Annotated in this window: 9 protein-coding genes and 1 tRNA gene; 5 read left to right on the top strand and 5 right to left on the bottom strand. The window is 38.6% G+C overall.

Annotated features, from left to right (window positions below; all coding sequences use genetic code 11):
- The first annotated feature begins 3 nt into the window (after positions 1 to 3).
- From pyrC to QLG01_RS01360, 5 genes are all read left to right on the top strand, one after another.
- Complete coding sequence (gene pyrC, locus QLG01_RS01380; protein ID WP_004793881.1) at positions 4 to 1,038, top strand: dihydroorotase; 1,035 nt, start codon at positions 4 to 6, stop codon at positions 1,036 to 1,038.
- On the top strand, positions 1,023 to 1,685 hold the full coding sequence (gene rnt / locus QLG01_RS01375; RefSeq protein ID WP_002117536.1) for a ribonuclease T: 663 nt from the start codon (positions 1,023 to 1,025) through the stop codon (positions 1,683 to 1,685). The genes pyrC and rnt overlap by 16 nt, the downstream gene beginning before the upstream one ends.
- Positions 1,686 to 1,703: 18 nt before the next feature.
- Positions 1,704 to 1,779, top strand: a tRNA-Glu gene (locus tag QLG01_RS01370).
- Between the two features lie 185 nt (positions 1,780 to 1,964).
- Positions 1,965 to 4,079: a TonB-dependent siderophore receptor gene (locus QLG01_RS01365; RefSeq protein ID WP_282495659.1), complete on the top strand. Its 2,115-nt coding sequence runs from the start codon at positions 1,965 to 1,967 to the stop codon at positions 4,077 to 4,079.
- 229 nt (positions 4,080 to 4,308) lie between these two features.
- Positions 4,309 to 4,992, top strand: coding sequence for a glutathione binding-like protein (locus QLG01_RS01360; protein WP_282495658.1), 684 nt, complete (start codon positions 4,309 to 4,311; stop codon positions 4,990 to 4,992).
- A gap of 5 nt (positions 4,993 to 4,997) precedes the next feature.
- Here the strand turns inward: QLG01_RS01360 and QLG01_RS01355 are convergent, their stop codons facing one another.
- The 5 genes from QLG01_RS01355 to QLG01_RS01335 form a co-directional block, all read right to left on the bottom strand.
- Positions 4,998 to 6,242, bottom strand: a complete 1,245-nt coding sequence (locus QLG01_RS01355; RefSeq protein ID WP_282495657.1) for an NADH:flavin oxidoreductase/NADH oxidase family protein — start codon at positions 6,240 to 6,242, stop codon at positions 4,998 to 5,000.
- 189 nt (positions 6,243 to 6,431) lie between these two features.
- A complete protein-coding gene (locus tag QLG01_RS01350) occupies positions 6,432 to 8,027 on the bottom strand; it encodes a dipeptide ABC transporter ATP-binding protein (protein WP_282495656.1) in 1,596 nt (531 codons plus the stop codon).
- The gene (locus tag QLG01_RS01345; protein WP_199987024.1) at positions 8,002 to 9,012 is read right to left on the bottom strand and encodes an ABC transporter permease; all 1,011 of its coding nucleotides are present in this window, start codon (positions 9,010 to 9,012) and stop codon (positions 8,002 to 8,004) included. Before QLG01_RS01345 ends, QLG01_RS01350 begins: the two co-directional genes overlap by 26 nt.
- Complete coding sequence (locus QLG01_RS01340; RefSeq protein WP_282495655.1) at positions 9,012 to 10,064, bottom strand: ABC transporter permease subunit; 1,053 nt, start codon at positions 10,062 to 10,064, stop codon at positions 9,012 to 9,014. Before QLG01_RS01340 ends, QLG01_RS01345 begins: the two co-directional genes overlap by 1 nt.
- A gap of 31 nt (positions 10,065 to 10,095) precedes the next feature.
- Positions 10,096 to 11,931: an extracellular solute-binding protein gene (locus QLG01_RS01335; protein ID WP_282495654.1), complete on the bottom strand. Its 1,836-nt coding sequence runs from the start codon at positions 11,929 to 11,931 to the stop codon at positions 10,096 to 10,098.
- Positions 11,932 to 11,939: the final 8 nt, after the last annotated feature.

Genomic DNA, 11,939 nt, shown 5'->3' with positions numbered 1-11,939 from the left:
GCCTTGGACTCTATTACCCTGCTCCAGCCAGATGACTGGCATGCACATTTACGTGATGGTTTAGCATTAAAACGTACTGTACCTGATTTGGCTAAACAGTTTGCTCGTGCGATCTGTATGCCAAACCTTGTTCCACCTGTAAAAACTGTGGAAGAAGCACTGGCTTACCGTGAACGTATTCTTGCTCATGTTCCAGAAGGTCTCAATTTTGACCCGCGTATGGTGCTTTATTTTACTGACTTCACCTCACCAGATGAAGTTCGTAAAATTAAAGAATCTGGACATGTAAATGCAATTAAACTTTACCCAGCGGGCGCAACCACCAATTCTGATAATGGTGTGAGTGATATCCGTAAGGTTTATGCAGTTATTGAACAATTAGAAGAACATCAAGTTCCATTATTACTTCATGGTGAAGTAACTCATAACCATGTCGATATTTTTGACCGTGAAAAACGTTTCCTTGACGAAGTACTCAACCCACTCTTAAAACAGTTTCCAAAACTTAAAGTGGTACTTGAACACATTACAACAAGCGATGCGGCTCATTTTGTTTTAGAGCATGATCGTAATGTTGCGGCAACAATCACTCCTCAGCATTTATTATTTAACCGTAATGATATGTTGGTTGGTGGTATTAAACCGCATTTTTACTGTTTGCCAATTTTAAAGCGCCAAACACATCAAACAACTTTGCTTGAAGTTGCAACGAGTGGTAACCCTAAATTTTTCTTGGGTACAGATAGCGCTCCTCACTCACAAAATGCAAAAGAAAATGCGTGTGGCTGTGCGGGCTGTTATAGTGCACCTAATGCAATTGAGCTTTATGCCCAAGCATTTGACCAAGTGGGTAAACTAGAGCGCTTAGAAGGTTTTGCTAGCCATTTTGGCGCAGACTTCTACGGTCTACCACGTAATACTTCTACCATTACATTGGTAAAAGAAGATAACCTTGTCCCAGAATCTTTTGATTATTTAGATGATCAAAAAATTATCCCGCTGCATGCCGGGAAAACGCTGCAATGGAGAAAAGTGTGACACAAGAAACCTCTGTCCCGGTCATTGGCCAACGTTTTCGTGGCTTCTTACCTGTTGTTGTTGACGTTGAAACGGCAGGTTTTAATGCCCAGACAGATGCATTGCTAGAAATTGCGTGCATTCCAATTGTGTATGATGCTCAGGGACAATTTGTCCCTGGTCCAGCATTTCATGCGCACATTAACCCGTTTGAAGGGGCTAACCTCGACCGTCGTTCGCTAGACTTTATTGGTATTGATCCATTCAATCCAATGCGTATAGCAATGGCTGAAGATGAACGGACTGCATTACGCCGTATTTTTAAATCAGTCAATGAAGTTCGCAAACAGCAACACTGTACGCATGCAGTATTGGTCGGTCATAACGCTCACTTTGATCTTGGTTTTGTTCAAGCTGCAATTGCACGTACAAGCACAAAAAACCAGAACCCTTTTCATAGTTTTTCAGTCATGGATACAGTTACTTTAAGTGCTGTTATGTTTGGACAAACCGTCCTTGCTAAAGCCTGCATTCAAGCTGGAATTGAGTTCGATGGTAAAGAAGCACACTCTGCTTTATACGATACTCAGAAGACTGCTGAACTGTTTTGCTATATTTTGAACAAACTGTCTCCTTACCTACTTGACAGTTTGGTGGCGGCTTCTTAAGATACCGCCATCCTCAACGTCCCTATCGTCTAGAGGCCTAGGACATCGCCCTTTCACGGCGGTAACCGGGGTTCGAATCCCCGTAGGGACGCCATTATTCTATTCTTATAAAATTTCTTTTTTATTTTCTTAACATTCTATTTATTGCTTTAACCTCTCTTATTTCTAAATAAAATACATTTATATTTAAATATCACTGATCCAGTATTTTCTTTACATAGATTTACAATATAATAATTCTTATTTTTATATTGATATTTATTATCAACAAGGTTTTAAATGGATCTTAAGCTTCGCCTCCTCTCCCTGAGCATTGCTCAACTCTGTTGTATTTCAACAGCTTTCGCAGAAACAGATCAATCTTCAACTACGCTTGCTACCATTAAAATTAAAGCCCAACAGACAGCTGACCAAACCTACAAAGTTGATAGTTCAAGTAGTGCAACACGTAGTGAAGTTGCATTAAAAGATACACCGCAATCTGTCAGTGTGGTGACTCAAAAAGTAATTGAAGATATTGGAGCAACACGTTTAATCGAAGCGCTTGATTTAGCTGGCGGCGTTACTCGTGCTAATAACTTTGGGGGTCAAGGCTTAACAGGGTTTAACCTTCGTGGTTTCACTAGCGGTGAGTTTTACCGTAATGGATTCCCAATTAACCGTGGTTATCCGAACGCTCCAGATAGCAACACGATTGAACGCGTAGACGTTTTACGTGGTCCCTCTTCTAGCTTGTATGGCCGTGGTGACCCGGGTGGTACGTTTAACTTAATTTCTAAAACACCAAAGTCTGAGCAACAAACCACTTTGGGCGCACAGCTTAACAGTGAAGGTTTATACCGCACCACGGTAGACACGACAGGAACTGTACCTAATGCAGAGAACATTGGTTATCGTCTAAATGTGATTGCAGAAGGTGGCGATAGTTATCGTGATCATGTCGAGTCTAAACGTTATGGCATTGCACCAGTCATTCAATGGCAAGCTTCCGATGCAACCAAAGTTACTTTTGAAGCCGATATTTTAAGAAACCAGCATCCGCTTGATCGTGGTCATACACGCTATCTAACACAGAAATCTTTTAATAGCTCACCAGACACTTATTTGTGGGAAACGGGTAAATACAACAACCGGCTTTACAATGATAACGATATGACTCAATTACGAGTCGAGCACGACCTTGGAAATGAATGGAAGCTGAATGCTGGTGTGCAATATTTAAACGGCAAATTGTATGGCTATGCGGTAGAGGCAAATGGTATTCAAAATGACGGCCAAACTTTAAACCGAAATTACAATTATCGCGAATTAAAATGGCAAGATACCGATGCCCAAATTAATCTAGCAGGTAATTTCCAACTTTTAGGTCTAGCTCATACTTTAGTGACTGGGCTTGAATATGAAAAATATGATTATAAGTCATATATTATTCGTTCAGATGCTAAGTCAAATAATTACCCGATCAATATTTATGATCCAGTTTTAGGACAACCTCTACCTGAGCTTAAAAATATTACGACCCATGACCGCGAAAATTTAAAAACAACTGCCCTTTTTGTACAAGACCAAATCGATTTAAATGAACGTTTAAGTGCACTATTCGGCTTACGTTTTGAGCACTACGAACATGATTACAAAAACCTATTACCGAATATGGTAAACTGGAATACCAGTCATAATGCATTTATTCCACGTTTAGGTTTGGTTTTTAAAGCTCGTGATGACTTTTCAATCTATAGCAATGCTGCAAAATCTTTTAAACCAAACACTGGTGCTAGCCGTAATGGAGAAGGTTTTGACCCAGAAGAAGGCATGGCTTACGAGTTAGGCTTTAAATGGCAAGCACTCAACAATATGTTGTCGGTTGACTCTGCTATTTTTTATGCAAAAAAAGAAAATGTCTTAACACTCGATCCTGTAGATTCAGCCTATAAAGTTGCTGCTGGCGAAGTTCGTAGCCAAGGTATTGAGCTAAATGTTGCAGGGCAAATTACCCCGGCTTGGAAAATTATTGGTGGCTATGCCTATACAGATGCCGAAGTCAGCAAAGACAATACTTTGAAAAAAGGAACCGCTTTAGCCAATATTCCAAAGAATAGTTTTAATCTTTTAAATATCTATGAGTTCCAAGATGGCCCTTTACAAGGTTTAGGTCTAGGAATTAATCAAAAATATATTGATAAGCGTGCAGGACAAACAGCAAATAGTACTTACACCATGAAAGGTTATGCGGTTACAGATTTGGTTTCTTACTATCAAGCGACACCAAAAGTTCGTCTTAACTTAGATGTGAAGAATATTTTTGATAAAGTTTATGATGAAAGTGCTTTCAATTTATATGCTTATCCGGGTGAATCACGTACGGTTCAATTGGGTATGAGCTATACGTTCTAAACTGAACTATAAAAAGATCTGATATACGGTAGTCTCTTCAAGGTGACAAACTTGTAGGTCAGATCTCGTTAGGGATATCAAACACTAAAAAGCCACTCCATTTTTAAGGCAGTGGCTTTTTATTAAGCTACTTTCATATAAAAAATATAATTTACTGATTTATAAATATTTTTATAATTAAATTATGTTCTATACTCAACATAGATCAAAACTATAATTTAGACATGACATGCAAATTCGATTATTTCACTTAAAAAATTCGCGCTCTCAACGTATCATTTGGTTTTTAGAAGAATTAGAACTCAACTATGAGCTCACTATTAAAGATCATTCAGTTATAAGCAAAGATAAAAACTCACCTCATCAATTATCAAAATTTCCAACTCTCGAAATTATTGAACAAGAAAAGACTTCAGTCTTAGCCGAAACCTCAGCAATTTTAGATTACCTATCTCATTTACACCCACAATTGGGACCGAACAGCCTATCAAACCAACAACTCCTAAATTTTTATTATTGGAAAAATTATTGTGAGGTAACATTCATTCCCGATTTAGTACTCAAACAAATCTTTCACCAAATTGCAGAGCGCACACCTTTTCCGATCCGTTTCATTCCTAAACTTTTAAAATATGGATTCGATCAAGGCTATCTCAATCAATCACTACAACAACAAATGAGAATGATTGATGAACATTTAGAGCAACATGCATGGTTTGCCGGAGATCAGTTTACTATTGCTGATATTTTGATGTGGTTTCCATTACTAGCTTGCTCACAAAATTATAGTCAGTTTAAACATATACACCGTTATCTTGCCCAAATAGAAAACAGACCTGCCTTTAACAATGCTTTAATTAAAGGCCAATGGTCTGCTTCTACATTTAACGCTTACTGGACCACTGCATGGTAATGAAATTATGCAGACTTACGCGAATTCACTTGTCCTTGAATCACCGCTTTAATATTGCCTTTGGCATAATTTAAAAACACCACAAGTGGTGAAAGTTTTGGATTTGGTTTTTTACCCTTGCCAATGGTTTTAAATTGAGCGGCATACCAAATAATTTCCATAATTGCCATTTTATCAACAAAAGGTAAACCTGTTTTAATCGGTTTTACGGCATAACGCACGTCTTGCCCTGCAATTAAACGTTCTGTTAAATCGGTTTCCACGGCAAATGGGCGAGCAATACCAATAAAGTCACATGCGCCACTTGCGAGTGCAGCATTCATGCCCGCTACAGTACGGAACCCACCTGTTACCATGAGCTTACATTTAACATGCTGGCGGATTTTCTCAGCAAAATCTAAAAAGTATGCTTCACGCGCAATCGTGCTTGCTTTACGCTTATCCGCCTTAGCTCCAGCCATTGCTGGTGCCTCGTAAGTACCGCCTGAAATTTCAATTAAATCGATACCAGCTTCATCTACTGCTTTAAACACTGAAATCACATCTTCTTCGCTAATACCGCCACGCTGGAAGTCAGCCGAGTTAAGCTTCACGGAAATAATAAAATTTTCTGAGGTTGCTTCACGTACCGCTTTATAAACCTCTAATAAAAAACGGCTACGATTTTCAACTGAACCGCCCCATTGATCTGTGCGCTTATTGGTTAATGGCGATAAAAACTGACTAATTAAATAACCATGTGCGCCGTGCAATTGCACGCCTTCGAAACCTGCTTTTTCACAGATCTGAGCTGCTTTCGCAAAACGATTAATAATATCTAGAATTTCATCATGAGTAAGTTCACGTGGCGTTCCAAACATGGTTGCTAAAGCTGGGCTAAAAGGTACTGCCGATGGTGCAACGGTTTCTTTATTTAAACCTTTTGGACACTGACGACCTGGGTGCGACAATTGAATCAATTGCACCATGCCATATTTTTTACCTAAGGCCGCCCACTCTTTTAAGCGATCAAGGTCACGTTCAGTTTCAATAACCACAACACCTGGTTCATTTTTTGCTCCAGCATTTACCATGACATTGCCCGTAATAGCACAGCCAAGTTCACCTTTTGCCCAAGCACCATATAAGCCCAAATGTAAATCATTTGGTTGGCCTTCATAATTTGCAAGCGCCTCACTCATCGCACCTTTAATAATTCGGTTTTTAAAGGTGGTATTACGAATTGTGATGGGTTGAGCAATCTGGTTCATGGTTAACCTCTTTTTTTGAATTATAGAGCAATTACTCTAATTTAAATGAGTTATTCGGTGTGTCAAGACATAATCGATAACTGACAATAGCACATGTCAATTTTAAAGAATATAAAAATATGCAACTTTTTGCATAAGTTAAAAATTAAATTTATTCTATTAAAAAACAAATAATTAAAATAAAATATCTTAAAGAGATGCTCTAATTAACTGTCTGGTATATTCAGTTTTCGGTTTAGAAAATAGAAGTTCAGTTTCCTGATATTCAACAACTTTAGCATCACGTAATACCATCACTTTATGGCACAGTGATTTCACTATATTTAGATCATGACTAATAAAAATATAACTTAACTGCTCAGTTTGCTGTAATTGTCGCAACAACTTAATCATGGCTTTTTGCGTGGTCCGATCTAAGGCCGATGTAGGCTCATCCAAAATTAAAAGTTTCGGCTGAACCACCAAAGCTCTAGCTAAGGCCACACGTTGACGTTGGCCACCTGAAAGCTCATGAGGATAACGATGTTGAAAATCTTTAGCCAACTCAACTTTTATCAAGGCAGATTCAACTTGCTGGATTACCTCTTTTTCATTCACAGCTTTTAGCTTTAATCCTTCAGCAATAATCTGCCCTACTGTCATACGCGGGTTTAAACTGCCAAATGGGTCTTGGAATACAAGTTGAAAATCTGATCTCATCAACCGCAGCACTTTTGGCTGTAACTGATTCAAATCTTGCCCTAGAAAAACAATTTGCCCGTTACTCTGAATAAGCTGAACCAAAGCAAGGGCTAAAGATGACTTACCTGCACCACTTTCACCAACCACCCCAAGTGATTCACCTTGAGCAAGATCGAAACTCAAATCTTCTATTGCAGTGAAATATCCTTGAATGCAATTTAAAATTCCTTTTCTTATCGGGAATTGCACGCTGAGCTGTCGAACTGATAAAACGTTCTGCTGAGCGGGTCTAGACTCTAAACTTCCCAAATCATGATCTAATAATTGTGCTGTATAACTTGTTTTAGGGCTTGCAAAGATTTGGCTCAGTTCACCTTGCTCTACTACACGCCCACTTTGCAATACAATCAGTTTCTCAGCATAGCGATGTACTAAATTTAGGTCATGGCTAATTAAAATAAGTGCCATTCCATATTTTGCTTGTAAAGATTTTAATAGCTCTAAAATCTGTATCTGTAAGACCACATCTAACGCAGTCGTAGGCTCATCAGCAATCAAAACTTTAGGCTGAAGTGCCAATGTCATCGCGATCATGACACGTTGTTTTTGTCCACCAGAGAGCTCATGTGGATAGCGTTTTAAAATTTGTTCGGGTTCAACAATTCCCACATCTTTTAGTAGCTCAACTATTTGTTGTCGAACTTCAAGTTTTGAAAAACCTGATAAAAGAAGACTTTCTCCTACAATTTTTTCAACCCGATGTAGCGGATTTAACGCAGTAGCAGGTTCTTGAAAAATCATAGCGATTTGTCGACCACGTAAATATGATTGAGCTCTCTCATCTAACCCAAGCATGTTTTGTGAGCCAATCCAGACCTGACCTGTTACTTCTAATTTTTCTTGCAGCAATCCCATTATTGCTAAGCAACTCATCGATTTACCTGAACCACTCTCGCCCACAATAGCGAGTGTTTCACCTTCACTTAAGTAAAAATTTAGATCTTCCAATAAAATCTTTTGGTCTTTGGTTTGAATTGAAAGATGTTCTACCTTCAATAACGTTGAGGCGGTATTTAAATTATTTTCTTGGGTCAAACGCATCACGGGCCGCCTCCCCAATATAAATTAAAAGTGAAAGAACAATAGCCAGACTAAAAAAGCCTGAAATTGCTAGCCATGGCGCATCTAAATTATTTTTACCTTGCAACAATAACTCGCCTAATGAAGCTGCATCGGGTGGCAGCCCATACCCTAAAAAATCAAGAGCGGTTAACGCACTAATATTAGTGGTTAAAATAAAAGGTAACTGAGACAAACTCGAACTGATCGCATTGGGCAAAATATGCCTAAAAATAATAGCGCGATCGGTCACTCCCAAAACTTGGGCTGCACGAACATAATCAAGCTGGCGAGCTTTTAAAAATTCTGCTCTAACAATACCCACCAAAACGGTCCAGCCAAAAAACAACATAATGAAAAAGAGCCAATATACATTTGGAACAAACATACTGACTAAAATCATGACCATAAAAAGCATGGGTAAGCCATTCCAGACCTCAACCAAACGTTGTCCTAATAAATCTACCCAACCGCCATAGTAACCTTGAATGGCACCTACGGTAATTCCAAATAAAGCAGAACAAAATGTTAAGGCTAAACCGAAAAGTAACGATACTCTTAAGCCATAAAGAATGCGGGCAAAAACATCCCTTCCCTGATCATCTGTTCCCAACCAGTTTTGCTTGGAGGGTGGTGACGGTACAGGAACGGCCAAGTCTAAATTGGGAGTTTGATATGAAAATTGAATAAGCGGCCAAACTGCCCATCCTTTAGCCTCAATAAGCGCTTGTACGGCGGGGTCTTTATAATCAGCTTCTGTTTCAAACACCCCACCAAACGCAGTTTCAGGATAAGTTTTTAACACAGGTAAATAGTAAGAATCTTCATACTTCACTAACAGCGGTTTATCGTTAGCAATCAACTCCGCCGCTAATGACAAAATCAAAATCAGATTAAATAAAATGAAGCTGGCCCAGCCCAATTTATGCTGTCTAAAACGCTGTAATCGTGTACGCACAATCAGAGACATTACTTGCCTCCTTGTGCATCAAAGTGAATTCGTGGATCAATCCATTGGTACAACACATCACATATGAGACGTAAAATTAGGCTAAATAAAGTAAAGAAAAATAAAACCCCAAAAATGACAGGATAGTCACGCTGGACAATTGCTTCAAAGCCCAACAAACCCACCCCATCTAAATGAAAAATAATTTCTACAAACAGGTTACCCACAAAGAAAATGCCCGCTAACACTTCTGGTAATCCTGCGAGCACAACTAAAATGGCATTACGAAAAACATGCTTATATAAGACCTGTTGGCCATTCAACCCTTTTGCATAGGCTGCCAAAACGTAGGGTTTATTGAGTTCTTCTAAAAATGAGTATTTAGTTAAATAGGTTAAACTGGCAAAACCGCCTAATACCATGGTAATCAGTGGCAAAGTCATATGCCATAAATAATCGGTAACTTTGCCCCAAAGACTAAGTTGATGAAAGTTATCTGATACTAAATTTTGTAATGGAAACCATTGAAAATAAGAGCCGCCTGCAAAAAAAACAACTAACAAAATGGCAAATACAAAACTCGGTACAGCATATCCCACCACAAGAGCTAACGAGGTGGACCGATCAAACCATGAACCTTGCTGTCTTGCTTTCTTAATCCCAAGTGGAATAGAAATTAAATAAATCAGAAAAGTGCTCACCAGCCCAAGCGAAATAGAAACAGGTATTTTTTCCCACAACAATTGCACGACTGGTTTATCTTTAAAGAAACTTTGTCCAAAATCTAAAGTTAAATAGCCTTTTAACATTAGAAAAAATCGTTCAGGGGCAGAACGATCAAAGCCGTACTGAGCCTTAATTTGCTCAACCATTTCAGGGCTTAAACCTTGAGCACCCTGATAATAAGTTTCTGCACTCAATGCACGACCAATTCCCAAATCGCTTTGTGCCTGATGTATTGCTTGCTCAACTGGCCCACCCGGTGCAATTTGCACAACCACAAAGTTAATCAATAAAATGACAAACAATGTGGGAATCATTAAAAGAAGTCGCTTGAGAATATATGAACCCATATAACAGGATTTCCTTTATGGCAGGTGCTTTTTATTGTTGATGTAAATATTTGGCAACTTTTTTGGCTTTATTTGCATCACTCCACCAATATTCTATTCCAGAAGAAAGTGCTGGTTTAATTTTAGGTTGTTGATACATATTCCAATAAGCATACCAGTTTTCACCTTTACCATAGGTCGGAATTTGATAATAACCAGCTCTCAGCAACCGATCGAGAATGCGAGTATAAATAATCTGTTGTTCACGGCTTTTACTTGCAACAAGTTTTGAAGTCACTTGATCAATTACGGGGTTGCGAATACCCGCATAATTGTAATTTCCATCCTGCGCTGCGGCGATACTTCCCCAAAACTGTGTTTGTTCATTGCCCGGGTTTAGAGATTGCGGCAGATTCATTGTGGTCATATCAAAATCGTAACGACGAGTCCTTTCTAAATATTGCGGAGCATCGACCTGACGCAAATTAACTGCAATGCCTAACTTTTTTAGGTTACGAATAAAAGGTAAAAGTGTTCGTTGTTTACCATCTTGCTGAATTAAAAACTCAAGCTGAACTTTTTTTCCTTCTGGTGTAAATAGCTGCCCTTCTTTAACTTTATAGCCAGCCTGTATGAGTAATTGCCGTGCAGTTAACAAGTTCTGACGATTGAACCCACTTGCATCCGACACTGGATATTTCCAGTTTGCTAAAACACCTTGTTGCATGAGTGGAGATAACTTAGGCAATAACGGTTTTAACAAGTCTAATTCAGTTTTTGAAGGTCGACCTGTTGCTGCTAATTCACTATTTTCAAAATAACTTTGAAGACGTTGATATTGACCATAAAACAAAGCTTTATTTTGCCATTCAAAGTCATAGGCATAGGTTAAGGCTTGTCTAAAACGGATATCATTTAAAGGTTTTCGCCTAGTGTTAAACACATAGCTTTCGGTGGCAATCGGGTTATGGTGACGAAATTTATATTGAGTAACCAGCCCTTCTTTTACGGCAGGAAAACGATAATCTGTTACCCATTTTTTAGGATTAGTTTCTTCATGCAAAGTGTATTGCCCAGATTTAAATCCTTCAAAAGCAATATCCCAATTTCGATAATAGACATATTTTAATCGGTCAAAATTATAACGTCCCTTGTTAATAGACAAATCTTTTGCCCAATAATTTGGGTTTCTTTTATAACTAATGCTTCTACCTGCATCAACTCGTTCAACTACATATGGCCCCGAACCAACAATCGGCTGTAGGGTAATTCGGCTAAAATCTTTTTTTTGCCAATCCGCTTTTGAATAAATCGGTAAGGTTGCCAAAATGAATGGCATTTTAGGATTATGGTTAGACTTAAAACTAAACTTTACTTGATGAGCATTGATGACTTCTGTTTTTGCCAAATCAGCAAGGTACATCTGTAAACCTAAATTAGACTTCGTCTGATAGGCATCAAAACTAAATTTAACATCTTCCGCAGTGACTGGCTGTCCATTACTAAAACGCGCTTTAGGATTTAAATAGAAAGTAACAGACTGCGTTTTTTCTGGGTCATAACTCACTTTCTCAGCTAAAAGCGGATATAAAACTCCGACCTCATCTAACGATTGAGTCATTAAAGTATCAAAAAGATAATTAACTCCCTCCGTAGCATTCCCCTTACCATTCATACTATTGAGGTTATCAAAAGTTCCTTGAGCGGCCTGACTTAACAGACCACCTTTAGGGGCATTCGGGTTTGCATATGGCATAGCCTTCATTCCTAAATATTTAGGTTTGGAATGAATCGCTATATATGAAGTGGTTTGCTGTGCAGAAAAAACTGTATGTGAAACGACACTGAGCCCGACTAGCAGGCTCAGTTGAAAAGATGATTTATGCATAAGTTGCT

This window comes from Acinetobacter sp. V89_4, from assembly GCF_029967875.1.
GTDB lineage: Bacteria > Pseudomonadota > Gammaproteobacteria > Pseudomonadales > Moraxellaceae > Acinetobacter > Acinetobacter oleivorans.
The sequence above is the reverse complement of the archived record's forward strand: the minus strand, read 5'-3'. Positions and strand labels throughout refer to the sequence as shown.